The organism is Nocardioides sp. BGA-UO-ETr-FS32, assembly GCF_059567905.1.
On sequence record NZ_JCAQOX010000007.1, the window covers coordinates 218,258 to 241,324 of the forward strand.

The window sequence follows — 23,067 nt, forward strand, 5'->3', positions numbered from 1 at the left end:
AGGAGCAGCACGTGAGCGAGAAGCCCGACGTCGACCCCCACCTGGGCGAGGCGCCCGCCGACCTGGAGGTCACCGACCTCGTCGAGGGCGAGGGCACCGAGGCCACGTCCGGCTCGACGGTCTCGGTCCACTACGTCGGCGTCGCCCACTCCACGGGCGAGGAGTTCGACGCGTCCTACAACCGCGGCACCCCGCTGCAGTTCCGCCTCGGCATCGGCCAGGTCATCTCCGGCTGGGACACCGGCGTGCAGGGCATGAAGGTCGGCGGACGTCGTCGCCTCGTCATCCCGCCGCACCTCGGCTACGGCGACCGCGGGGCCGGCGGCGCGATCAAGCCCGGCGAGACGCTCATCTTCGTGGTGGACCTGCTCGAGGTCCGCTGACCCTCGTCCCGCCTCACCACGGGACGTCGATCTCGACCTCCCCGGTGGCGACCCGGGCCGCCAGCCCTCCCAGCGTGACCACGTCACCGGGGACGAGCTGGCGGCCCCTTCGCGTCTCGACATCGTCGTTGACCCGTACGGCGCCGTCGGCGATCACCGGCTTGGCCTCGGCGCCGGACTCGACGAGGTTGGCGAGCTTGAGGAACTGACCCAGCCGGATCGACTCGTCGCGGATCGGGACGTCGATGGGTTCACTGGTCTGCGGCACTTCTCTAGGGTAGGCGTCCGTGCGCCTCTCACGCTGGTCCCTATCCCTCGCGACGCTCTGCCTGCTGGTGCCGCTGCTCGCCCTCGGCTCCCCGGCAGGCGCCGAGCGCGACCTGCCCAAGCCCGCCGCGAAGTCCGGCTGCTGGGCGGAGGCGGGGACCGAGGTGTGCTTCACCTCGCCCCTGGCCCGCCCGGGCGACCCGACCGTGCTCGACCGTCCCAGCCGGCTCTTCGACTCCGCGGGCGCCGGCGACACGATCCGGATCGCGATGTTCCGCTGGGACATCAAGCCCCCGACCGACGCCATCCTCGCCGCCCAGCGCCGCGGCGCGACCGTGCTGCTGGTGGGCGACGACGACCTGCGGCTCAACCGACAGGGCCGCCGACTGATCAGGACGCTGGAGGAGCAGGACCCGGCGCGCACCAACGTCACGATCTGCAAGGGCGCCTGCCTGCCGTGGCGCGCGCCGGGGCCCTACCCGGACAGCCAGGACGTGCAGCACCTCAAGTTCTACGTCACCGACATCGGCGGCGTGCAGTCGTTCATCACCTCCTCGGCCAACCTCGAGGACCGCCAGTACCGGCAGTACAACTCGCTGCTCAAGGTCGACGACCCCGGCCTCTACCAGTTCGGGGTCGACTACTTCAGCCGCCTCGAGTCGCAGAGCGTCAGGGTCGACGGGCAGCGCTGGGACGACCGGCGCAAGACGTGGAGCAGCGGCGGCACCACCGCGGCCGTCTACCCCAACCGCAGCGACCTGCTCCTGTCGACGCTGCGCGACCTGAGCTGCCGTCGCGGCGCCCGCGACGTCTCGGCGATGTTCGCGGTGATCCAGCGCGCCGACGTGCGCGACCAGCTCGCCCGACTGTCCCGCTCGGGCTGCCGGGTGCGGATCGTGACGTCGCGCGACACCGTGGAGAACTGGCTCCAGCGGCCGCTGCCGGCCGGTGACATCCCGGACCGGATGGTCCGCACGGTGCTGACCCACGACAAGATGCTCGTGGCGGAGGCGCGGTTCCGCGGGCGCGCGACCCGGCTGGTCGTGACCGGCACGTCCAACACCACGTGCGGCGGCCTGCTCTACAACGACGAGGTGATGCTGCGCATCGTCGGCAACCGCTGGCTGCACGACCAGTACCTCGCGCACTTCGACGACGCGTACGCCCGCGCGTGGCAGAGCCGGTCGCGGGTCATGCCGGTGATGAAGCCCTGCCGGAGGTAGGTGCAGGCCTGTCTCCGGGGTCAGTGCACCGCCAAGCTGACCGCGTGGATGATCACGCCCACCAGCCCGCCGACGATCGTGCCGTTGATCCGGATGAACTGGAGGTCGCGGCCCACGTGCAGCTCGATCCGGCGGGCCGCCTCCTTGCCGTCCCAGCGGTCGATGGTGTGGGTGATGACCGTCGTGAGCTCGGCGCCGTAGCGCTCGACGGCGAAGACGGTGAGGTCGGCGGCCACCCGGTCGAGACGCTCTCGCAGCGCGGCGTCGTCGCGGAGCCGGCCGGCGAACATGCCCAGCTCGTCGAGCAGCCGCCGGCGCACCGCGCCCTGGGGGTCGCGGATCGAGCCGAGCAGGGCCGTACGCATGGACTTCCAGAGCGAGATCGCGGTCGTCACCACCTGCGGGTGGTCGAGCAGGCGCTCCTTGAGGCCCTCGGTGCGCCGCTGCGTCTCGGGGTCGTTGAGCAGGTCGTGGGCGAGCTGGCCCAGCATCGAGTCGAGCGCCTCACGGGCCCGGTGGTGCGGGTCGTCGCGGATGTCCTCGAGCCACGCGAGCGCCTGGACGTGCAGGCGGGAGGTGACGGCGTCGTTGAGCTTGGGCGGCGCCCACCAGGGCGCCCGCTCCTCCAGCACCCGGGAGAAGGTCTCCGGGTTGTCCACGAGCCAGCTGTGCAGCTCGTCGACGGCGAGGTCGACCAGCCCGTGGTGCAGGTCGTCGCGCAGCACCTCCATCAGCGTCGTGCCGAGCAGGGGCGAGATCGGCTCCTCACGGAATCGCGGCACGAGCGCCTGCGTCACCAGGTCGGCGACGTGGTCGTCGCGCACCTTGCCCAGAGCGATCACCGCCACCTCGGCGACCTCGTCGACCACGCGGCGGGCGTGGGCGGGGTCGGACAGCCACTCCCCGACCCGGGCCGAGATCGTCGCGGCCGCCACCCGGTCGCGGATGATGTCCTCCTGGAGGAAGTTCTCCCCGACGAACTCCTCGAGGCCCTTGCCGAGCTCGTCCTTGCGCTTCGGCACGAGCGCGGTGTGCGGGATCGGCAGCCCGAGCGGGTGCTTGAAGAGCGCGGTCACCGCGAACCAGTCGGCGATCGCGCCGACCATCGAGGCCTCGGCGCCGGCGTTGACGAACCCCCAGAAGCCGTCGCGGCCCAGCGTGGCGACGTACACGCAGGCGGCGAGCAGCAGCAGGCCGACGGCGACCGTACGCATCTGCCGCAGGCCGCGCCGACGCGCGTCGTCCGCGGCGGGGTCCGGCGTGATGAGCGAGACGGTGGGCTTCTTCCCCGGGTGGGAGGCGGTGGCCGTGGTGGACGTGGTGGACATGTCGGCCATCCTCCCCCACGGCCCCTCGGAGTCCGCGTGCCAGAATGCCGCGCATGCCTCGCACCGTGATCACCTTCGGCACGTTCGACGTGTTCCATGTCGGACACCTGCGCGTCCTCGAGCGCGCCGCCGAGCTCGGTGACCGGCTGGTGGTCGGCGTCTCGGCCGATGCCCTCAACGAGCGCAAGAAGGGCCGGGCGCCGATCTTCAGCGAGCGCGAGCGGCTCGCCATCGTCGGCGCCCTCAAGGTCGTCGACGCGGTGTTCGTCGAGGAGAGCCTGGAGCAGAAGCGCGACTACATCGTCGAGCACGGCGCCGACGTCCTCGTGATGGGCGACGACTGGGCCGGCAAGTTCGACGAGTTCTCCGACGTCTGCGAGGTCGTCTACCTCGAGCGCACGCCCGCGATCTCCACCACCGCGATCATCGAGCACATCGCCGACCTGTGACCGCCGTGTCCGTCCGGTCACGGCGCTGGGACCGCGGGGTTGTCACGCCGCCGGGTTAGGGTCGGCACGGACATGACAGACACGAGGGGAACCATGCGCAGATTCGTCACCACCGCCATGACCATCGCACTGGTGGGCGGGGCGGCGCTCGCCGCGCCGGCCGTCGCTGCCGACGACGACCGTCCCGGCCTGCCGGGCTCGGCCGGGGTCGTCGACCCCGGCGACCTGCTCGAGCTCACCCCCGAGGCGCCGCTGCCGGTCCTCGAGGAGCAGCTCGAGCCGACGGCGTCGGAGACGCTGACCACGGCCCGTCGGGTGCTTGCCGGCAACGCCCGCCGGGGCGACCCGTCCGCGACCCTCGTGCTGCGTGACCTCTGGATGCAGAAGTCGCAGCTGCGCGGCTCCGAGCGCCGCCAGGCCGACGCGATGCTGGCCCGCCCGACCGACGGGATCACCGACCCGCAGGGATTCGGCTACTCCGTCGCCGAGGCCCCGCCGCTGTGCAACACCCGCCTGTGCATCCACTACGTCCCGACCGGCACCGACGCGCCGCCGTCGCCCGACTGGCCGGCACAGAACCTCGCGGTCATGGACTCGGTGTGGACCACGATCGTGGACGGCATGGACTACCGCGCTCCCGTGCGTGACCGCTCGCGGGGCGGCAGCCCGCAGTTCGACGTCTACCTCAAGGACCTCGGCGGCTCCCTCTACGGCTTCTGCGCCGGCGAGCGCCGGGCCAAGAAGCGCACCGCCTCGGGCTACTGCGTCCTCGACAACGACTTCGCGACCAGCCAGTTCCCCAACAACACGCCCGCGGACAACCTGGCGGTGACCGCCGGCCACGAGTTCTTCCACGCCGTCCAGTACGCCTACGACTACGCCGAGGACCCGTGGATGATGGAGTCGACGGCGACGTGGATGGAGGAGCGGATCGCGACCCACGTCAACGACAACCGCCAGTACCTCCCGGTCAGCCAGATCTACGCCCCCCAGGTCCCGCTCGACGCGTTCAGCCGCACCAACGGCTTCCAGTACGGCAACTGGGTCTTCTGGGAGTACCTCACCTCGCGCTACGGCAACGGTCTCGTGCTCAAGGCCTGGAAGCAGGCCGGCACGCTCAGGCGCGACGGCGACAAGTACAGTCTCACGGCCCTGCAGAAGGTGCTGCGCAAGAAGGGCGGCTTCCACAAGAACTACGCCCGCTTCACCGCCGGCAACCTGACCCCGGCCGTCAACTTCCCCGAGGGCGCCGAGTACCCCGGCCCCAAGGTGCGTGGCGCCAAGGTCCTCAGCAAGCGCAAGCGGACCAAGCGCTTCGGCACCAGGATCAACCACCTGTCCTCGGCCTCCTACGTCTACGGACCCGACTCCCGCCTGTCCGGCAAGAAGTGGAAGCTGGCGCTCAAGGTCCGCGGTCCGGTCAAGCGCACGTCGCCGGCCGCCGTGGTGGTCGTCCACCTGCTCAGCGGCAAGAAGCAGGTCAAGATGGTCCGGCTCAACCGCGCCGGTGACGGGCACAAGACGGTGTCCTTCGACAGCCGACGGGTCGGAGCCGTGTCCGTGACCCTGGTCAACGGCTCGACGCGCTACCGCTGCAACCGCGACACCGTGCTCGCCTGCGGCGGCAAGTCGCTCGACGACCGGGCGCGCTTCTCCGTGAAGGCCCGGGTCACGCGGCGCTGATCACCTGGGGCTGATCACTTGGCGCTGATCCGCAGCAGGGCGTGGAGCGCGGCGACGCACTCCGCGACCAGCACCGACACCGGGACCGGGCGCTCACCGGTCGGCACTGCCGACCAGGTGAGCGCCCGGTCCTCGGTGTAGGCCCACCACGCGCGTACGACGGGCCGCTGCGACTCCGGCACGTCGAGGGCGGCCACGACGCGCTCGGTGCTGCCCTCGCGCACCGAGTCCATCACCTCGCTGACCCGCGGGTCGGCGACCCCGTGGCCGTGCACGAGCGCGAGGTAGAAGCCGCGGCGTCGCTCGATCTGCTCCACCATCAGCCGGGTCGTCATCTCGACCTGCTGCTCCCCCGGCACCTCCGGGTCGGGCGCGGTGTTGCGGAGGATGCGCCGGCCCGCCGCCGCGATGCACGCGAGGTAGAAGTCGGTCTTGGTCGGGAAGTAGTGGAAGAGCAGCCCCCGCGAGATCCCGGCCTCGGCCGCGACGTCGTCCATCGAGAGGTCCTGGATCGGGGTCTCGACGATCTTGGCGAGCCCGATGCCGACGAGCTGCCGGCGCCGGTCCTCCGCGCTGAGCCGGCGGCGTACGGGCGGTGCCGCGCGGGGCTGCGGAGAGGGTGCGGGGTGATCGGCCACACTATTGAGCATTGCTCAACAGTGTGCGAAGGTCAACGTCATGGACTTCTCCCTCTCCCCGCGCGCCGCCGACCTCCGCGACCGGGTGCGCGCCTTCGTCGCCGACGAGATCGAGCCCATCGAAGCCGAGGTGCACGCCCGCATCACCCGCGCCCGGGAGTCCGGCGGCGACAGCTGGACGCCCGACCCGGTGATCCCCGAGCTCCAGGCGAAGGCGCGCGCGCAGGGCCTGTGGAACCTCTTCCTCCCCGCTGCCCACGCCGGCACGTACGCCGCCGACTTCGGCACCGACGGCGGCGAGGGTCTCTCCAACGTCGACTACGCCCCCGTGGCCGAGGCGATGGGACGCTCGTTCCTCGCTCCCCTGGTCTTCAACTCCAACGCGCCCGACACCGGCAACATGGAGGTGCTGCTCAAGTACGGCACCGACGAGCAGAAGGAGCAGTGGCTCGAGCCGCTGCTGCGCGCGGAGATCCGCAGCGCCTTCTGCATGACCGAGCCCGAGGTCGCGTCCTCCGACGCGACCAACATGGCGGCCACCGCGCAGGTCGACGGCGACGAGGTCGTCCTCAACGGCCGCAAGTGGTGGTCCACCGGCGTGGGCAACCCCGAGTGCAAGATCTTCGTCTTCATGGGCCTGTCCGACCCCGATGCCGACCGGCACTCGCGCCACACGATGGTGCTGGTCCCCCGCGACGCCGAGGGGGTGAAGGTCGAGCGGATGCTCACCACGATGGGCTACTACGACGAGCCGCTGGGCCACGGCGAGGTGTCCTTCGACAACGTGCGCGTGCCCGCGTCCAACGTGCTGCTCGGGCCGGGTCGCGCCTTCGAGATCGCCCAGGGCCGCCTCGGTCCCGGGCGCGTGCACCACTGCATGCGTGCGATCGGCCTCGCCGAGCGGGCCCTCGAGCTGGCGTGCGCCCGGGCGGTGTCCCGCACCGCCTTCGGCAAGCCGATCGCCAACCTCGGCGGCAACCGCGAGCGCATCGCCGACGCCCGCATCGCCATCAACCGCTCCCGCCTGCTGGTGATGCACGCCGCGTGGCTGCTCGACCAGGGCATGAGCCGCGAGGCCTACTCCGCGGTGAGCGAGATCAAGGTCGAGGTGCCCACCATGGCCCTCGACGTCATCGACATGGCCATCCAGCTCCACGGCGGCGCGGGCATGTCCGACGACTTCCCCCTCGCCGCCGCCTGGGTCGGCGCGCGCACCCTCCGGCTGGCCGACGGCCCCGACGAGGTGCACCGCAACGTGATCGCCAAGATCGAGCTCGGGAAGCACACCGCATGAAGCGCGTCCTGGTCACCGGCGCGGCGTCCGGCCTCGGCGCCGCCCTCGTGTCGGCCTTCCGCGCGCGCGGCGACGAGGTGCTCGCCACCGATCGCGTCGCCGCCGACGGCATCGACCTGGTCCTCGACATCACCTCCGACGACGACTGGGCCGCCGCGGTCGACGCCGTACGGGAGCGCTGGGGCGGGCTCGACGTGCTGGTCAACAACGCCGGGGTCGCCGGCGGCGGCCGGGTGGACGTCTGCACGCTCGAGGAGTGGCAGTGGATCACCGACATCAACCTCTTCGGCATGGTCCGCGGCACCCGCGCCTTCGTCCCGGTGCTCAAGGAGCAGGGCTCCGGGCACCTCGTCAACGTCGCCTCGCTCGCCGGCCTCGTGCACCCGGCAGGCATGGCCTCCTACAACGCCGTGAAGGCAGCGGCAGTGGCCTTCACCGAGACCTGCGGGCACGAGCTCGCGGCGTACGGCATCCGTGCGAGCGTGGTGTGCCCGTCCTACTTCCGGACCAACCTGATGGACTCCATGCAGGGCAGCGACGAGACGGTCGGCCGGGTGGTCGCCGGGCTGGTCGAGCGCTCGAGGACCACCGCCGAGGAGATCGCGGCCGCCGTGCTCGCGGGCATGGACGCTGGCGACGACGTGATCGTGCCCGACGAGCCGGCCCGGCAGGCGTACTTCCTCAAGTGGGCCGACCGCCCCGCGTACGACGCGGTGATGCGCGACCAGGCGGCGAAGCTCCAGGCGGCGGACTCGTGAGCGCCGTCCCGGGCGCGCGCGAGGTGCGCGAGGAGGACGCCTTCGACGTGGCGGCCGCGGCCGCGTGGCTGCGCGCCAACGCCGGGGACCCCACCGGCCTGGAGGAGGACCCGGAGGTCCGGCAGTTCTCCGGCGGCGCGTCCAACCTCACCTACCTCCTGCGCTACCCCTCGGGCCGCGACCTGATCCTGCGCCGCGCGCCCGGCGGCACGAAGGCGAAGGGCGCGCACGACATGCGCCGCGAGTTCGAGATCCAGTCGGCGCTCGCCCCCGTCTTCCCCTACGTCGCGCCGATGGTCGCCTTCTGCGACGACCCGTCGGTGCTGGGCGGCGACTTCTACGCGATGGGCCGCATCGACGGGGTCATCCCGCGCAGCACCTGGCCCGCGGACGTACCCCTCTCCCCCGAGCAGGCGCGACAGCTGTGCCTCAACGTCGTGGAGGTCTACGCCGAGCTGCACAGCGTGGACGCCGAGGCCGCCGGGCTCGGCCACTTCGGTCGCGGCCCCGGCTATGTCAGGCGCCAGGTCGAGGGCTGGTCGACGCGCTACCGCAACGCCCACACGCCGGACAACCCCGACTTCGTCGAGGTGATGGCGTGGCTCGACGCGCACCAGCCCGACGACGTGGCGACCTGCGTGATCCACAACGACTTCAAGATCGACAACCTGGTCCTCTCCCCCGACGACCCGACGCGCGTGGTCGGCGTCCTCGACTGGGAGATGGCGACGCTGGGCGACCCGTTGATGGACGTCGGCGGCGCGCTGGCCTTCTGGGTCCAGGCCGACGACTCCGACGAGCTCCAGCTGACCAAGCGGGTGCCGACGGACCTGCCGGGGATGATCACCCGCGAGGAGTTCGTGCAGGCCTACTGCCGGCGGATGGGCTTCGACATGACGCCGGAGCGGTGGCGCTTCTACGAGGTCTTCGGGCTGTTCCGCAACGCGGTCATCGCCCAGCAGATCTACTACCGCTACTTCCACGGTCAGACCACCAACGAGATGTTCGCCCTGTTCGGGCCCGGTGTGCAGATCCTCGACCGGCGCATCGCGGGGATCCTGGAGTGAGCAGGATCCTCCTGGTGCGGCACGGGCAGGCCTCGTTCGGTGCCGCCGACTACGACAACCTGTCCGAGCTCGGCCACGAGCAGTCCCGCGTCCTCGGTGCGGCCCTGGCCGCACGCGGCGTCACAGCCGACGTCGTCGTCGCCGGGGAGATGCGCCGCCACGCCCAGACCGCCGCGGGCGTGCTCGAGGGCTCCGGCTGGACAGCGGACGTGGACGTCGACGCCGGCTGGAACGAGTTCGACCACCTCCAGGTGCTCGCGGTGCACGACCAGCCGACGACCGCGGAGGGCGAGTCGGAGAAGGCCGCCTTCCAGCGCTGGTTCGAGGAGGCGACGCTGCGCTGGACGTCGGGCGACCACGACGAGGCCTACGACGAGTCCTTCGCCGCCTTCACCTCGCGGGTCGAGGCCGCGATGGGCCGGCTGACCGACACCCTGCCGAGCAGGGGAACGGCCGTCGTGCTGACCAGCGGCGGGCCCGTCGCCTGGGCGTGCGCCACCCTGCTCGCCGACGCCGCGCCCGCGCGTACGGACCTGTGGCTGCGGCTCAACCCGGTCTCGGTCAACACCGGCACCTCGACCGTCATCCGCGGCTCGCGTGGCACGACGCTCGTGTCCTTCAACGCCCACGACCACCTCTCCCCCGACCTGATCACGTACCGCTAGGAGTCCTCGTGACCACCATCCTCATCACCGGCGCGAGCAGCGGCCTCGGCGCCGAGATGGCCCGCCAGTTCGCCGCGCTCGGCCACGACCTGGCGCTCTGCGCACGGCGTACGGACCGTCTCGAGGAGCTCGCCGTCCAGATCACCACCTCACACCCCGGCCGCCGCGTCGTCGTGAAGGCGCTCGACGTCAACGACCACGACGCCGTCTTCCGCGTCTTCGAGGAGTTCGCCGAGGAGCTCGGCGGGCTCGACCGGGTCGTCGTCAACGCCGGCCTCGGCAAGGGCCAGCCGCTCGGCACCGGGCGCTTCGACGCCAACAGGGAGACCGCGGAGACCAACTTCATCGGCGCGCTCGCCCAGACCGAGGCTGCCGCCGCGATCTTCCGCCGGCAGGACCGCGGCCACCTCGTCATGGTCTCCAGCTTCTCCGCGCTGCGCGGGATGCCGAAGAACATCACGACGTACGCCGCCACCAAGGCCGCGGTCGCCCACCTCGCCGAGGGCTTCCGCGCCGACGTGCACGGCACCCCGATCAAGGTGACCGTGCTCTACCCGGGCTACATCGTCTCCGAGATGTCCGGGACGTCGGCGAGGACGCCCCTCATGGCCTCGACCGAGAAGGGCGTGCGCGCGATGGTCGAGGCCATCGAGAAGGAGAAGAAGTCGGCCCGGGTGCCGGCGTGGCCCTGGGCGCCGCTGGGCTTCGTGGTGAAGCACGTGCCGGTCGGGGTGCTGCGGAAGATGAGCTGACGGCCTCCGGCGGGACCGCTGGTGCGCGCTCCCCTGGGCGGCTACGGGACGGGTGGTTCGAAGATCGTGGGTGCGTGCGGTCTCCCGCAGACGGTGCAGCCGACGTAGGTCGTGCGGGTGTCCACCCGCACGAGCTCCCAGCGGTGCCAGAGGTGCCAGCGGCCGGATCGCCGCGCCGGGGCGCCATGGCCGGGCGGCGGCTCGTCGACGACCTGGATGCCGAAGACCTCGAGGGTTCCGGTGTGGTCCCGGTCGTCCTCCTGGTCACGGTGCTGACGCAACATCGGTCCTCCGTCCTGAGGCAAGGGTCCCGCTTCGAAAGTACGCCTGCAGTACCCAGAAACCACACCGATGATCGGAGACCCTGCCAGGTCGCCGCTCTTGCCGACGGTCCGCGCGACTCAGGACTTCCGGAGCCGGGTCACCACTTCGCGTCGCAGGACCTTGCCCATGGGGTTGGTCGGCAGCTCGTCCACGAAGACGACGCGGCGCGGCACCTTGTAGGGCGTCAGCTCCTGCCGGGTGTGCGCCCGGAGCTCATCCGGCTGCACCGGGACACCTTCGACCAGCACCACCGCGGCGACGACCTCCTCGCCGCCGTCCTCGTGCGGGAGGCCGACCACCGCCACGTCCACGACTCCGGCGTGGGTGCGGAGCACCCCCTCCACCTCGGAGGGATAGACGTTGAACCCGCCGGTGATGATGATCTCCTTGATCCGGTCCACGATCGTCAGGAACCCGTCGGGTGCCATCGTCACCACGTCGCCCGTGCGGAACCACCCGTCGTGGAAGGCGGCGGCCGTCTCGTCCGGCAGGCCGCGGTAGCCGGAGAAGACCTGCGGGCCGCGCACCAGCAGCTCCCCGCGCTCGCCCAGGGGGACGTCGCGGTCGAGGTCCTCGGGGTCCGCGATGCGGATCTCCACGTCGGGGAAGGGCACCCCGATCGAGCCCGGGCGGCGCGCGCCCGACATCGGGTTGCCGACGATGACCGGTGACGTCTCGGTCAGGCCGTACCCCTCGACGAGCAGCCCGCCCGTGGCGGACTCCCAGCGCTCCACGAGCGCTGCGGGCAGTGGCATCGCGCCCGAGAGGGCGTAGCGGATGCCCCTGATCGAGACCTTGCGGCGCTCCGCCTCGTCGACGATGCGCTGGTAGAGGGGCGGCACTGCGGGCACGAAGCTCGGCACCTCGCGCGAGATCGCGTCCATGATCAGCCCGATCTCGGGCTTGGGCAGCAGCACCAGCTTGGCGGCCAGCGCGACGCCCAGCAGCACGCTGACCGTCACGCCGTACGCGTGGAACAGCGGCAGTGCCACCAGGAAGGACTCCTTGCCCTCCTGCAGCCCCGACACCCAGGCGCGCCCCTGGACCACGTTGGCGACGAGGTTGCGGTGCAGCAGCGGCACGCCCTTCGGCACGCCGGTCGTGCCGGAGGTGTAGAGCAGCAGCGCGACGTCGTCCGTGCCCGGGCGGGGGTGCGAGTCGTCCAGCGGTGCGGCGGAGGCCAGCTCGGCCCACTGCATGACCTGCGGGGCAGGGGAGGTCAGCTGGTCCCGGGCCGCCCGCGCCTTCGGGATCGGCAGGCGCAGCGCGAGTCGCTTGCTCCACGGCAGCCGGGTGGTCATGTCGACAGCGACCACGTGCTCGAGCACCGAACCTGCCTCGAGCCCCTCGATGACGGGCACCACCTTGTCCCACACGATCGCCACCCGGGCGCCGTGGTCGACGAACGGGTGACGCAGCTCCGCCGCGGTGTAGAGCGGGTTGTGCTCCACCACGGTGGCGCCGAGCCGGAGCACCGCGAAGAAGGCGATCACGTTCTGCGGACAGTTGGGCATGACCAGGGCGACGTTGTCGCCGGGACGTACGCCGAGCGCGTGCAGCCCGCCCGCCACGCGGCGCACCTCGTCGTCGACCTCGGCGTAGGTCGAGGTGCGGCCCAGGAAGTCCAGCGCGGGCCGGTCAGGGTGGTGCTGCGCCGCGTGCTCCCACAGGTCGAGCACAGTGGTGTCGCCGTAGTCGAGGTGCAGGGGCACCCCGGGCGCGTACGAGTCTGCCCACAGGGGCTCTTGAGCCGGCACCGCGTTCCTCACGTTCTGTGTCGCGGGACGAGGGTCGCGACTGCGTCAAACCTATCGCCCCGGGATCCTCGGGGCAGGAGCAGTTCGGTCCGCCCACGGGGGACCAAGGCCCCTGACCGCGGAGCCTTCCGCGGCGGAGGCTGGGGTGGCAGGAACAGAGCGTCGAGCAACGGAGGCCCCCATGTACGCCAGCAGCGCACGCAGCACGCACCCCACCGACCCGATCGCCCGGATCATGGTGTGGCCGGTGGCCACCATGCCCGGCGAGGCCTCACTGCTCGAGGTCGCGGAGTCGCTGGCATCAGACGGGATCGGTGCCGTCGGCGTCGTGGAGAACGGGCACCTTGCCGGCGTCGTGTCCGAGCGCGACGTCGTGACCCACCTCGCGCAGGGGGCCAACCCGGAGCACGTGACGGCCGCGGACGTGATGACCACCGACCTGGTCACCGTCCGCCCGGGCGACCTGATCCTCGACGCGGCCCGGCGGATGGTCGAGGCGGAGATCCGGCACCTGCCGGTCATCGACGAGGGCAAGATCGCCGGCTTCGTCTCGATGCGCGACATCTTCGAGGTGCTCATCGACGTCGCTTCGCACGAGGAGGACGTGGTGGTGGTCCCGAGCGGCACCCGGGTCGTGGTGCGGCAGGAGTAGAGGAGACAGTGGTCCTAGGTCGCCGAGCGGCCCGCATGGTGCGCGCGGTACGGCTCGTGGAGCCGCTCCAGGAACAGCTCGAGCTCCGCGGCGAGCTCATCGTCCAGCGACGGGAACGAGAAGGTCGCCTTGCCGGTGCGACACTTCCTGAACCTCTCTGAACAACCCTCGAGTGCCTCCGGCCACGTGTCCACCGCGATCGCGTAGAGGCTGACCTTCTGGGCGCTCCGCTTCACGGCGGCGAAGTAGTCGTGAGCGCCGGAACCGGGCCACCGCAGAGAGGGCATGCCGTAGATGGTGGCCTCCTCGAGCTCCTCCCTGTAGGGCTCGAGGAGCTCCCAGATCCGGGCTTCGACAGCGTCCAGGTCCGCCATCGGGCAAGTGTAGGAGGCCTCGTCGCGGCGGAGCGGACGCGACAGTCAGAGTCCGGGGAGCTCGGGGGCGAACTGGAGGCCGACGCTCGGCTCGTTGCCCTCGATCTCGTCGTCCGGGTAGACGGCAGTGGCCCGGTGGGTGCGGCCGTCCAGCGTGAGCGTCACGGTGGTCGTGAACGGGAAGTCGCCGAGGCCGGCAGCCTTCTTCGCAGGTCCGTCGGGACGGTCGAAGTAGAGGTCACCAGCGCTGCGGCAACGGTCCGCGGACAGCTCGGCCGTGAACGTCATGGACCTCCCGTTGGCGGCCGTCACCTCGATCTCGGCGCTGACGTCCGTCGGGGTCTCGGCGAGGTCCTCGATGGCGAGCTCGAGGCCGTAGCTGTCGGGCTCTCCGTCGTTGTCCGCGATCAGCGCCAGCCGCGCTGAAGGCTCCGGCATCGATCCGGCGACCGGCGTACGCCAGCGAAGGTTCCCGATCATGTCGCCGCCCCCTTGGGCGAACAGCTGGACGTCGTAGTGCGCCGCAGGCCCGGAGGCCCTGACGGAGTACCACCCGTCACCGAGGTCGCGCACCGGCATCCCGAAGCTGCGGCCGCCGCACGTGGCGTCGAAGGAGGGCTGGTCCTGCCGCGGCGGGCTGGTGAGCTCCCGGGCGTGGACCGACAGCGCGAACTCCTCCACCGGCACGTACACCTGGATCTCCGCGGGTGACCCGATCTCTGGCGGGTCCGCGTCGACCCCGTCGACGCATCCGGTGTCGTAGCAGTAGGTGTGCGGGTGGAGCACGAGCTCCTGCCCGTCGTACCTGACACGGAACGGAGGCGGGCCGTCGGGGCCGGTCTGGTCGTGCCGCACCCCAGCAGTGCTCGTGGCCGTCGGAGCCGGCCCGCTCGGCGTCGCGGTCGGAGGATCCACGGCCGTCAGTCCCTCCTCGCCGCAGGCGACGACGAGCAGCATGGTCGACACGGCCAGGAGGATCCTCACGCCCGTGTGACGGAGGGGTGTCGCGAGAAGTTCCACACCGAGCGCGGGACCGGACGGAACGCCTACTCTGGAGACCTCCGGAGGAGGTGCTCGTGCAGGCGACCACGATGGTTCCAGCCGGCGACGGCCGAGCGCTGGCGGTCTGCCAGTGGGGGCCGCCCGACGGCAGTCCCGTGTTCTGGCTGCACGGCACGCCGGGCAGCCGATACCTGCGCCATCCGGGCGATCAGTACGAGCGCGCCGGGGTGCGCGTGCTCACCTACGACCGGCCGGGCTACGGGGAGTCGAGTCGTGCGCGCGGTCGGACGGTGGCCGACTCCGCGGCGGACGTGACCGCGATCGCGGACTTCTTCGGACTGGAGCGATTCGGCGTGGCGGGAGTGTCCGGCGGCGGACCACCCGCGTTCGCGGTTGCCGCTCTGGCCCCGGAGCGGGTGACCCGCTGTGCGGCGATCGTGTGCAGTCCGCCGCCCGATGCCGTCGGCCTCGACTTCTTCGCCGATCTCGAGGACGAGGATCGCGTCTTCTGGCGACAGGCCCGCGACCTCGGCGAACCCTTCCTGCTCGGCGAGCTGGAGGAGGGGATGGCCTGGCTCCGATCGGGGATGCCCGGTCTGGAGTCCCTGCCAGAGCACGACCGACGGATGCTGCACGAGGCCTTCAGCGAGGGGGTCCGATCGGGCCCGTGGGGCTACGTCGACGACTTCCTGGCAGTGGTCACTGGATGGGGCTTCCCCATCAGCGACATCGTTGTGCCCACCCGGGTGATGCTGGCTCGCGAGGACGCCTCGACACCGCCGAGTCACGCGGCGTGGTGGTCGCAGCACCTGGTCGACGGGGAGGTGGTCTGGGTGGGCGGGGACCACTTCGGGCCCCGGGACGAGGAAGAGATGGAGCTGCTGGCGTGGGTCGGCGGCGCATGAGGTCCGGGTCGCGGCATCCGCTCGGGGCCGCTCTTGCTCGCGTCCTGCGGATGCCACCGGGTCGCCACGACCACACGGTGGACCGCGAGCGAGTCCCCATGCGTGACGGCGTGGAGCTCCTGACCGACGTCTACTTCCCGACCGCCGGGTCGTCGGGCACGGTGCTCGTTCGCACCCCGTACGGCCTCGACGGGGTGATCGCCCATCTCACAGCCGGCTTCTTCGCACGCCACGGCTACCAGGTGGTGAACCAGGCCTGCCGCGGGACGTCCGGCTCCGGAGGGGACTTCGACCCGTTCAGCCAGGAGGCAGCCGACGGAGCCGACACGGTCGCGTGGCTGCGGAAGCAGTCCTGGTTCGACGGTCGGCTCGCGCTCTGGGGAGCCTCCTACCTGGGGCACACGGCATGGGCTGTGATGGTGGATCCTCCCCCGGAGCTGGTGACGGCGGTGGTCGCCGTCTCTGCGCACGACGCCCACTGGGTGGCACACGGCGCCGGAGCGTTCTCCCTCGAAGAGGTCGTGGGCCTCATGGACGCCCTGGGGCACCTGGAGGTCGGAGCGGCCAGCGGAATCGCGCGCGCGGCGACGTCGAGCCGACGGCTGGGACCAGCGTTCCAGGACCTCCCTCTCGTCAGGGCACAGGACAGCCTCTTCGCGGGCAGCGGGATGCCGTACGCGGACTGGCTCCTGGCGACGGACCCCGAGCACCCTGTGTGGCGCCACATGCGCCTGGGTCAGGCTCTCGAGCGGGTCACCGTGCCGGTCCTGCTCCAGACAGGTTGGCAGGACCGGTTCCCCGCCCAGATGATCGAGCAGTACGACCGGCTGCAGCAGCGTGGCGTCGAGGTCGGACTCACCATCGGACCATGGACCCACGTCGAGACGGCCACCAAGGGCGCCGCAACCGTCATGACGGAAGCGCTGGACTGGCTGGCCGAGCACCTCACCGGAGCCGGCGGCAGGCAGCGGCCGAGTCCGGTCCGGATCTTCGTGACAGGGGCCCGAGAGTGGCGCAACCTGGAGGCGTGGCCTCCGCCGACGAGCGACCGGGTGTTCTTCCTCCAGCCCGGGGGTGGCCTCGACGAGACACCGCCGCGGTCCAGCGCCGGCCCGACCACGTTCACGTACGACCCTGCCGATCCCACCCCGACGGTCGGTGGCCGGGTGATCAACCCGGCGATCGGCGGTCGTCGCGACAACCGGAAGCTCGAAGGACGCGCGGACGTCGTGACGTTCACCAGCCCACCACTGACCGAACCCTTGGAGGTGCTCGGGAGCCCGGTCGTCGACGTCGTTCACGAGACCGACAACCCGTACGCCGACCTCTTCGTACGCCTGTGCGAGGTGGGCAGGAACGGTCGGTCCATCAACGTGAGCGACGGATTCGTGAGGCTGGGGCCGGCCGACGCGAGCGGGACCATCACGCTCCGGCTCGACGCCCTGGCGCATCGCTTCACCCCCGGCAGTCGCCTCCGCCTGCAGGTCTCCGGAGGGGCCCACCCTCGCTACGCCAGGAACCTCGGCACGAACCGGGATCCGGCGACGAGCACCGACCTTGCGGCATCAGCGCGGAAGGTCTTCCACGGCGACGGGGGTTTCTCCCGAGTCCACCTGCCCTGCTCGAGCTAGCGCAACCTCGACGGGTGGCGTCCTGACCTCACAGGGCGCAAGCCCGCGCATCCGACAGGCGGTCGCGGATCAGCCGAACGGTCAGGGGTCACTCGTACCAGAGGTCACGAGGAGCAACCCAGCGGACCGATGGGAACGAGAGGACATTCAGTCATCGTGGCACCGACATCCCGATGAGAGAGAGAAGCGACCGTGAGCACCACGACCAGGACCACGACCAACACCCCGCCCACGACAGCCCTGCACGATCCGCCCGCGGCGGTCAGGGCGAGGCTCGCCGCAGCCTGGACGAGCTTCATGTTCTTCTACATCTACGTCGACCACCTCCACCTGTACGAGCCCGGCGCCGTCGACGACCTCCTGGCCGGCGTCGTCTTCGAGTTCGACATCAGCCAGACGTTCGTCGTCACGTCGCTCATGATCGTGGGGATCCCGGCCCTCATGATCCTGCTCTCGATGACACTGCCCGCCCGTGCGAACCGCACGCTCAACCTCGTCGTGGCATCGCTCTGCATCCCCATCGCGGCGTTCAACGTCGTCGGCGAGTCCTGGATCTACTTCTACGGCCTCGGCGCCGTGGTCGAGGTGACCATCCTCGCCTGCATCCTCCGCACCGCCTGGACCTGGCCGCGCGCGGCGTCGTAGGGGGCCGCGGCTGAAGGCTCCGGTCAGGTCTCGCCCCCGATGTCGAAGTCGTACGCCTCGAAGACGAGGTCGGACCCTCGCTGGCGGTGTCGGACGAGCCTCCCCAGGAGCGCCGTGCCCAGGTCGCGGACCCTGTCGGCTTCAGTGCTGACGTCCGACGCAGCGACTCGCGTCAGGAGGCTGTCGACCTGACCACGGATCAGCAGGTGCTCGCGCGTGAGGGTGTCGACGGCTCCGGACAGCCGCGGCGAGGTCTTGAGAACTTCGCCGTACAGACCGTCGGGACCCTCCGTCAGGTCGACATGCTCACGAAAGTCGCCGGCGAGCTCGACCGCGGCCACGTGGACACGTTGCGCCCAACGTTCTCTGTCGCTGCCGGCCGGCACGGCCAGCGCGGCCTCCAGCGCGCCCATCGACTCGCGCAGCTCCGCGCGGTGTCGACGCAGCTCCTCCAGGAACTCTGCGTCTGGTGTTGTCGAGCTCGGTTCCATCGACCCCTCCGTCCCCGGATCGCGTTCTCCACCAGTGTCGCTCGTTTTCCGTCCCCCGGCGATGCTGTCCTCACCCCGGCTCGTCAACAAGGATCCTCACCTGGAGACGTGGGGCGGCCGGGTCTCTGACGAGTCCCCAGGCGCCCCCCGCCGGCCCGCGCGATGATCTCCTCCACGACCTCGGACTTGGCGTCCGCGTAGTCCTGGATCCGCGCCCAGCTCCTGGCCGCGAGCTGCCGCTTCGTCTCCTCGTACAGCGTCCTGTCGTCCGGGTCCGTCCGGAGCCGGTCTCGAAACAGCAGCATCCGCTGCGCCTCCTCGGAGCCCACGGCGAAGACATGGATCTGGACCTCCGGGTCACGGGCCCTGAAGAACCGGTGCTGGTGCCAGTCCGGCTCTCGGACGTGCAGCAAGAAGCCGGCTGCCTCGAGCCCGGGCACGTACGCCGCCTCGTCGCTCGGGTCCGACACCAGCAGGAGGACGTCGATGAACGGCTTGGCGGCCAGTCCCGGCACCGATGTGGAGCCGACGTGCTCCACGACCGCCGGGACCGACCCCAGCGCCTGCCTGATCCGAGCGGCTACCTCGGCGTACTGCCTCGGCCACATGGCATTCGGCGCTGCCAGGTGGATCGGGCCCTGGTGAGCGCGCGGCGGTCGGACGAACTCCGGTCCGGCAGGCATGCTCCGATGCTCGCACGGGTCTCACACGAACGTGGGGAAGGTCGGAGTCGCAAGGGGTCCGCTCGACCCGTCCCGCGCCGACTCGTACCCGTGCGCGATCTCGATCAGCGTGACCTCGCTGGCGCCGGTGCCCCAGAACGACACGGCCACCGGCAGACCGGCGGCGAGCTCGGTCGGGACCGTGACCAGCGGATAGCCCGCGATCGCGGTAGGCCCGCTGCACGCCCCGGCGGACCACTCGGCGTTGACGAGGTCGATCGGGCTCGCGGGCGGGTAGGACGGCGTGACCAGCGCGTCCAGAGCGTGCTCCTGGAGCACCTTGTCGATGCCGCCACCCCTGGTGGCCGCGAGGCCCCTGGCGCGCGCGGCGACGTGCTCGGGGCTGCCGTCACGCGGGCCCGCCAGCGCCTTCTCGAAGAGCGACTGGCCGAAGTGTGCGAGCTCCGTCTCGGCGTTCGCACGGTTGAAGTCGACGATCTCGCGCAGGGTGCGGGGCACGTCGCCGCTGCGGGTTGCGAGGTAGTCCGCGACGCCCGAGCGGAACTCGGCCAGCAGCACGAGCAGCTCGTCCTCGCCCACCTCGTCCTCGAACGCCGGCAGGTCGGTGTTGTCGACGATCGTGGCGCCCTCGGCGGCCAGCAGCGTCAGCGCCCGCTCAGCGGCGGCGTCCGCGTGCGGGGAGTAGCCCCAGTACGTCGTGCGCGGCACCCCGATCCGTTTGCCGGCAAGCCGGCCCGGCACGGCGTGCTCGGCGTAGTCGATGCCGTCCGCGGCGAGCACCGTCAGCAGCGACGCTGCGTCACGGACCGTCATCGCCATCGGTCCTGGCGAGTCCTGCGAGCGCGAGATGGGCACCACGCCGGTGGTGGGGACGGTGCCCACGGTCGGCTTGATGCCGACGCAGCCGTTGAACGCCGCGGGGCAGCTGATCGATCCGTCCGTCTCGGTGCCGACAGCGAAGGGAGCAAGCCCGGCCGCGACCGAAGCGCCGCTGCCGGAGCTGGAACCTCCCGCGGACCGGTTGAGCCCGTACGGGTTCCGGGTCAGCCCGCCGTAGGCGCTCCAGCCCGACGTCGACGACTCGTCGCGGATGTTGGCCCACTCGGAGAGGTTCGTCTTCCCGAGAACGACCATGCCTGCGTCGCGCAGGCGCTGCACGAGCGCCGCGTCCCAGCTGGGTGGTGGCGCTTCGGCAAGCGCGAGCGAGCCGGCGGTGGTCGGCAGGTCATGAGTGTCGATGTTGTCCTTGACCAGCACGGCACGTCCGTGGAGCGGGCCCCGAACGCCTCCTGCGGCGGCCTCGCGGTCGAACCGCTCCGCCTGCGCCAGCGCACCCGGGTGGAGCGTGCACACGGCATTGACCTGCGGTTCGACGGCTTCGATCCGTTCAAGCAGCTGCTCCACTGCCGAGCGGGCGCTGCCGGGGACCGGAGACGACACCATGCCCCGAGTCTGCCCCAGACGTCATGGCGCGGTGCGCGCGGCGCGTGCGGGGTGGTCTAGCCCTCCCCACCCCCACCGGTGAACTTCGATCCCGCGGCCTGTCGAGTCGCAGGGCTCACGCGTAGCGTCTCGGTAGGGGTTGAGGGGGAGCATCGCCAGGCCTGGGGGGCTGGCGATGACCCGGCCTCCTGGCGCCGAGAGATCTGCGGCCCCGATTGCCCGTGAGCCTCAGACGAAGGGCAGGAGTGCCTCGATCGAGTCCGTCGGCGTCTTCAGGGCGATGCCGGTGCCGATCGCGCCGAGCTTCCAGCTCGACCCGTCACGGAACAGCTTCGCCATGACGAGCCCCGTCTCTTGCACCCCGAGCGTGAGGGTGAAGCGCGCCAGCTCGGTGTCGTTGTCATCGATCAGCCGGCAATAGGCGTTGCGGATGTACTCCAGCGAGTGCCCCTGATAGCTGGTGACCAGGAACAGGATCGACTCGACCTTGGCGTAGACCCGACTCAGGTCCACGGTGATCACCTCGTCGTCACCCTCGCCCTTGCCGGTGGTGTTGTCGCCGAGGTGGACCACCGAGCCGTCGCGGGTCGCGAGGTGGTTGAAGAAGGCGAGGTCGAAGAACTGGTCGCCGGCGAACTGCACGGCCGAGGCGTCGAGGTCGATGGGCGCTGCTCCACTGCCGATGAAGCCGGCCGTCGGGGCGTGGTCCCAGCCGACTGCCATCTGCACCTTGGTCAGGGGCTTCCCGTCCACGGCGGTGAGGGTGAGCTCCTGGCCCTCGGTCAGCTCGATCACGGTCGCTCCTCCGCTAGGGGATGCTCCTGAACCTACAGGGACCATCCCCCTCATCCGACCCGTCGTGCTGCGGGGGCCTGCCGGGCATCACCGCTTGCCGCGCTGCGGCACCTCGACGCTCGAACGCGCGACCGCAGGTTGCACGACATCGGTCCCCGCATAGCGCACGACGACCTTCTTCACGCCGGGACGGACGCCGCGTACGACGACCCGGGCCGTCCCGCTGACGACCTGGACCTCCACGGTGCGCCCTCCCACGCTGACGGTCATCGCACCGTCCGGCCTGGACGCTCCCGGAGCGCGTACGCGAACGTCCACCGCGACGCGCTTCCGCGTGGCGTCGGTGCGCACCTTCACCTCGGGCTTGGTCGTCACGGCTGCGACGGCGACCGACTCCGTGGTGTCGCGGAAGTGCCGTCGGGACAGGGTGATCTGGACCGACAGGCTGCGGCCGAGGTCCGCGCGGCGGACCGTGTACGTGGGCTTCGTGGTCTTGGCGATGCGCTGGCCGTCCCGGAACCAGGCGTACGTGGCGGTCGCGTCTCCGGGCCTCGTGGTCCCGGCCCGGGCGACGAGTCGGCTCCCCACTTCAGGCGTGCCCTTCACCCGGGACGGGCTGGTGATCGCGACCGGCTTGGCAAGGACGGGTGTGGTCTCGGTCGCGGTCGACCTCGACTTCCGGTAGCCGCTCGCGCTCGCGATGGTGCGGGCGCTGATGCGGCTGTCGAGGTGGTCACGGGTGAGGACGAGCGACTCCCCGGTGGCACCGTCCAGAGCGACCCCGTCGGCGTACCACTGCGTCGTGACCTTCGTGGGCTGCGGCGACCACGACGAGGCCGTGAGGGTCAGCGTCTGGCCGACCTCGGCCACACCCTGGATCGTCGGCAGCGCGGTCTTCTGGAAGACACCGGGGGCGACGGGAGCGGTTGCGAGGGTCGCCCGGCCGGCGGTGTAGCCGCTCAGCTCTGCGGTCACCTCGGCGGTGAGGGTCTTGCCCTTCACGTCAGGGGTCGGCACGTAGGCGGGTGCGGTGGCACCGGGGATGGCGGCACCGTCGGCGAGCCAGCGGACGGTGACGCTGGCGGGCGTGGGGGTCCAGGCGCCGGCTGCCACCTCGAGCGGTGCACCGACCGCAGGGGAGCCGACGATGGCAGGAGCCGTCGTCGGCGCGACCACGCGGTCGTTGAAGTGGATGAACCCCGTGGGCCAGCCCCCGCCGGACTTGGTGACGCGCCGCCAGTGGAAGTCACCGCCCCAGTAGTCCTCCGAGACGATGATCTCGGTGTCGGAGATGACCTGCTCCACGTAGGCGACGTGCCCGTTCGAGCCGGCCGGTGTCACGTGCGGCTTGTACCAGGCGACGGATCCGACCGTCGGGGTCTGGTCGGTGATGCTCGCCATCGCCACGCCCCAGTTCGAGGCGTTGCCGCTGCCCTCCCAGGGTCGGACGTTGGGCATCCCGGACTGGATCAGCCGGTAGGCCACGTAGTTGGTGCAGTTGTGCCCGGTGTACATGCGCCAGTACTGCGTGGACGACGCCTGGCGGTAGCCGGCGTGCCCGTATCCGGCCGTCTGGCACTCGGCGTACCCGGAGCACAGGTAGGTCGACGTGGTCAGGGTGATCCGGTCGACGGTGGTCGGCACGACGAGCAGGACGAGCGCGAGCACGCCGGTGAGCAGCTGGGTCGCACGACCAGCACCGCGTACCACGCGTTGCAGCGCCGGCAGTGCTGCGCGTACGCGCTGTGACGTCTGTGACCAGTGAGGCTGTTGTTGCACCGAGTGATCGTATGGGCCAGAAGTCAAGTCCGCCACGCCGATGAGTGAAGATCAATCGTGTAATTCGTCGGCCGGCCCT

25 protein-coding genes are annotated in these 23,067 nt (G+C 71.0%); 13 read left to right on the plus strand and 12 right to left on the minus strand.

Features of this window, described 5'->3' with window-relative positions:
• Positions 1-11: 11 nt before the first annotated feature.
• The gene (locus AC57BS_RS03840; protein ID WP_496410144.1) at positions 12-383 is read left to right on the plus strand and encodes an FKBP-type peptidyl-prolyl cis-trans isomerase; all 372 of its coding nucleotides are present in this window, start codon (positions 12-14) and stop codon (positions 381-383) included.
• 13 nt (positions 384-396) lie between these two features.
• Here the strand turns inward: AC57BS_RS03840 and AC57BS_RS03845 are convergent, their stop codons facing one another.
• Positions 397-651 carry an RNA-binding S4 domain-containing protein gene (locus tag AC57BS_RS03845; protein WP_496410145.1) on the minus strand — a complete coding sequence of 85 codons (255 nt, stop codon included), beginning with the start codon at positions 649-651 and terminating at the stop codon, positions 397-399.
• Between the two features lie 19 nt (positions 652-670).
• Between AC57BS_RS03845 and AC57BS_RS03850 the strand changes: the two genes are divergently transcribed.
• On the plus strand, positions 671-1,873 hold the full coding sequence (locus AC57BS_RS03850; RefSeq protein WP_496410146.1) for a phospholipase D-like domain-containing protein: 1,203 nt from the start codon (positions 671-673) through the stop codon (positions 1,871-1,873).
• A gap of 20 nt (positions 1,874-1,893) precedes the next feature.
• On the opposite strand, the gene AC57BS_RS03855 is transcribed toward AC57BS_RS03850, so the two are convergent.
• A complete protein-coding gene (locus AC57BS_RS03855; RefSeq protein WP_496410147.1) occupies positions 1,894-3,201 on the minus strand; it encodes a DUF445 domain-containing protein in 1,308 nt (435 codons plus the stop codon).
• A 53-nt stretch (positions 3,202-3,254) separates the two neighbouring features.
• Between AC57BS_RS03855 and AC57BS_RS03860 the strand changes: the two genes are divergently transcribed.
• Positions 3,255-3,650: an FAD synthase family protein gene (locus tag AC57BS_RS03860; protein ID WP_496410148.1), complete on the plus strand. Its 396-nt coding sequence runs from the start codon at positions 3,255-3,257 to the stop codon at positions 3,648-3,650.
• A 93-nt stretch (positions 3,651-3,743) separates the two neighbouring features.
• The gene (locus tag AC57BS_RS03865) at positions 3,744-5,333 is read left to right on the plus strand and encodes an MXAN_6640 family putative metalloprotease (RefSeq protein WP_496410149.1); all 1,590 of its coding nucleotides are present in this window, start codon (positions 3,744-3,746) and stop codon (positions 5,331-5,333) included.
• A 14-nt stretch (positions 5,334-5,347) separates the two neighbouring features.
• On the opposite strand, the gene AC57BS_RS03870 is transcribed toward AC57BS_RS03865, so the two are convergent.
• Positions 5,348-5,971 (minus strand): TetR/AcrR family transcriptional regulator, encoded by a 624-nt coding sequence (locus tag AC57BS_RS03870; protein WP_496410150.1) that lies wholly within the window; start codon positions 5,969-5,971, stop codon positions 5,348-5,350.
• Positions 5,972-6,011: 40 nt separating this feature from the next.
• Here AC57BS_RS03870 and AC57BS_RS03875 point away from each other — a divergent pair, with 40 nt between their 5' ends.
• From AC57BS_RS03875 to AC57BS_RS03895, 5 genes are read left to right on the plus strand one after another with little or no spacing between them, the layout of a single operon-like run.
• Entirely contained in the window at positions 6,012-7,265 is a 1,254-nt protein-coding gene (locus tag AC57BS_RS03875) for an acyl-CoA dehydrogenase family protein (RefSeq protein ID WP_496410151.1), read from the plus strand.
• Positions 7,262-8,023, plus strand: coding sequence for an SDR family NAD(P)-dependent oxidoreductase (locus tag AC57BS_RS03880; protein WP_496410152.1), 762 nt, complete (start codon positions 7,262-7,264; stop codon positions 8,021-8,023). The genes AC57BS_RS03875 and AC57BS_RS03880 overlap by 4 nt, the downstream gene beginning before the upstream one ends.
• Positions 8,020-9,090, plus strand: coding sequence for a phosphotransferase family protein (locus AC57BS_RS03885; RefSeq protein ID WP_496410153.1), 1,071 nt, complete (start codon positions 8,020-8,022; stop codon positions 9,088-9,090). Before AC57BS_RS03880 ends, AC57BS_RS03885 begins: the two co-directional genes overlap by 4 nt.
• Positions 9,087-9,755: a histidine phosphatase family protein gene (locus AC57BS_RS03890; RefSeq protein WP_496410154.1), complete on the plus strand. Its 669-nt coding sequence runs from the start codon at positions 9,087-9,089 to the stop codon at positions 9,753-9,755. The genes AC57BS_RS03885 and AC57BS_RS03890 overlap by 4 nt, the downstream gene beginning before the upstream one ends.
• A gap of 8 nt (positions 9,756-9,763) precedes the next feature.
• The gene (locus AC57BS_RS03895; protein WP_496410155.1) at positions 9,764-10,507 is read left to right on the plus strand and encodes an SDR family oxidoreductase; all 744 of its coding nucleotides are present in this window, start codon (positions 9,764-9,766) and stop codon (positions 10,505-10,507) included.
• Between the two features lie 41 nt (positions 10,508-10,548).
• Here AC57BS_RS03895 and AC57BS_RS03900 read toward each other — a convergent pair whose 3' ends face one another.
• Together AC57BS_RS03900 and AC57BS_RS03905 are read right to left on the minus strand one after the other, a co-directional pair.
• Positions 10,549-10,791 carry a hypothetical protein gene (locus AC57BS_RS03900; RefSeq protein ID WP_496410156.1) on the minus strand — a complete coding sequence of 81 codons (243 nt, stop codon included), beginning with the start codon at positions 10,789-10,791 and terminating at the stop codon, positions 10,549-10,551.
• 117 nt (positions 10,792-10,908) lie between these two features.
• A complete protein-coding gene (locus AC57BS_RS03905; protein WP_496410157.1) occupies positions 10,909-12,600 on the minus strand; it encodes a long-chain-fatty-acid--CoA ligase in 1,692 nt (563 codons plus the stop codon).
• 169 nt (positions 12,601-12,769) lie between these two features.
• Between AC57BS_RS03905 and AC57BS_RS03910 the strand changes: the two genes are divergently transcribed.
• Complete coding sequence (locus tag AC57BS_RS03910) at positions 12,770-13,240, plus strand: CBS domain-containing protein (RefSeq protein WP_496410158.1); 471 nt, start codon at positions 12,770-12,772, stop codon at positions 13,238-13,240.
• A 14-nt stretch (positions 13,241-13,254) separates the two neighbouring features.
• On the opposite strand, the gene AC57BS_RS03915 is transcribed toward AC57BS_RS03910, so the two are convergent.
• Both AC57BS_RS03915 and AC57BS_RS03920 read right to left on the minus strand, forming a co-directional pair.
• Positions 13,255-13,614 carry a hypothetical protein gene (locus AC57BS_RS03915; protein WP_496410159.1) on the minus strand — a complete coding sequence of 120 codons (360 nt, stop codon included), beginning with the start codon at positions 13,612-13,614 and terminating at the stop codon, positions 13,255-13,257.
• 45 nt (positions 13,615-13,659) lie between these two features.
• Positions 13,660-14,580 (minus strand): hypothetical protein, encoded by a 921-nt coding sequence (locus AC57BS_RS03920; protein WP_496410160.1) that lies wholly within the window; start codon positions 14,578-14,580, stop codon positions 13,660-13,662.
• Positions 14,581-14,690: 110 nt separating this feature from the next.
• Between AC57BS_RS03920 and AC57BS_RS03925 the strand changes: the two genes are divergently transcribed.
• The 3 genes from AC57BS_RS03925 to AC57BS_RS03935 all read left to right on the plus strand — a co-directional run bounded on the left by AC57BS_RS03925 (position 14,691) and on the right by AC57BS_RS03935 (position 17,797).
• A complete protein-coding gene (locus AC57BS_RS03925; RefSeq protein ID WP_496410161.1) occupies positions 14,691-15,521 on the plus strand; it encodes an alpha/beta fold hydrolase in 831 nt (276 codons plus the stop codon).
• 98 nt (positions 15,522-15,619) lie between these two features.
• On the plus strand, positions 15,620-17,152 hold the full coding sequence (locus AC57BS_RS03930; protein ID WP_496410162.1) for a CocE/NonD family hydrolase: 1,533 nt from the start codon (positions 15,620-15,622) through the stop codon (positions 17,150-17,152).
• A 192-nt stretch (positions 17,153-17,344) separates the two neighbouring features.
• Entirely contained in the window at positions 17,345-17,797 is a 453-nt protein-coding gene (locus tag AC57BS_RS03935; protein ID WP_496410163.1) for a DUF6326 family protein, read from the plus strand.
• Between the two features lie 23 nt (positions 17,798-17,820).
• On the opposite strand, the gene AC57BS_RS03940 is transcribed toward AC57BS_RS03935, so the two are convergent.
• The 5 genes from AC57BS_RS03940 to AC57BS_RS03960 form a co-directional block, all read right to left on the minus strand.
• Entirely contained in the window at positions 17,821-18,288 is a 468-nt protein-coding gene (locus tag AC57BS_RS03940; protein ID WP_496410164.1) for a hypothetical protein, read from the minus strand.
• Positions 18,289-18,371: 83 nt separating this feature from the next.
• On the minus strand, positions 18,372-18,971 hold the full coding sequence (locus tag AC57BS_RS03945; protein WP_496410165.1) for a GrpB family protein: 600 nt from the start codon (positions 18,969-18,971) through the stop codon (positions 18,372-18,374).
• Positions 18,972-18,992: 21 nt separating this feature from the next.
• Complete coding sequence (locus AC57BS_RS03950) at positions 18,993-20,414, minus strand: amidase family protein (protein WP_496410166.1); 1,422 nt, start codon at positions 20,412-20,414, stop codon at positions 18,993-18,995.
• A gap of 228 nt (positions 20,415-20,642) precedes the next feature.
• Positions 20,643-21,209 carry a TerD family protein gene (locus tag AC57BS_RS03955; RefSeq protein ID WP_496410167.1) on the minus strand — a complete coding sequence of 189 codons (567 nt, stop codon included), beginning with the start codon at positions 21,207-21,209 and terminating at the stop codon, positions 20,643-20,645.
• 87 nt (positions 21,210-21,296) lie between these two features.
• Positions 21,297-22,988, minus strand: a complete 1,692-nt coding sequence (locus tag AC57BS_RS03960) for a CHAP domain-containing protein (RefSeq protein WP_496410168.1) — start codon at positions 22,986-22,988, stop codon at positions 21,297-21,299.
• Between the last annotated feature and the right edge of the window lie 79 nt (positions 22,989-23,067).

Coding starts and splice junctions, on each gene's coding strand:
- AC57BS_RS03930 (WP_496410162.1), top strand. CDS start 15,620: ATGCGTGACGGCGTGGAGCTCCTGACCGACGTCTACTTCCCGACCGCC.
- AC57BS_RS03950 (WP_496410166.1), bottom strand. CDS start 20,414: ATGGTGTCGTCTCCGGTCCCCGGCAGCGCCCGCTCGGCAGTGGAGCAG.
- AC57BS_RS03900 (WP_496410156.1), bottom strand. CDS start 10,791: ATGTTGCGTCAGCACCGTGACCAGGAGGACGACCGGGACCACACCGGA.
- AC57BS_RS03945 (WP_496410165.1), bottom strand. CDS start 18,971: ATGCCTGCCGGACCGGAGTTCGTCCGACCGCCGCGCGCTCACCAGGGC.
- AC57BS_RS03875 (WP_496410151.1), top strand. CDS start 6,012: ATGGACTTCTCCCTCTCCCCGCGCGCCGCCGACCTCCGCGACCGGGTG.
- AC57BS_RS03915 (WP_496410159.1), bottom strand. CDS start 13,614: ATGGCGGACCTGGACGCTGTCGAAGCCCGGATCTGGGAGCTCCTCGAG.
- AC57BS_RS03880 (WP_496410152.1), top strand. CDS start 7,262: ATGAAGCGCGTCCTGGTCACCGGCGCGGCGTCCGGCCTCGGCGCCGCC.
- AC57BS_RS03940 (WP_496410164.1), bottom strand. CDS start 18,288: ATGGAACCGAGCTCGACAACACCAGACGCAGAGTTCCTGGAGGAGCTG.
- AC57BS_RS03865 (WP_496410149.1), top strand. CDS start 3,744: ATGCGCAGATTCGTCACCACCGCCATGACCATCGCACTGGTGGGCGGG.
- AC57BS_RS03860 (WP_496410148.1), top strand. CDS start 3,255: ATGCCTCGCACCGTGATCACCTTCGGCACGTTCGACGTGTTCCATGTC.
- AC57BS_RS03910 (WP_496410158.1), top strand. CDS start 12,770: ATGTACGCCAGCAGCGCACGCAGCACGCACCCCACCGACCCGATCGCC.
- AC57BS_RS03855 (WP_496410147.1), bottom strand. CDS start 3,201: ATGTCCACCACGTCCACCACGGCCACCGCCTCCCACCCGGGGAAGAAG.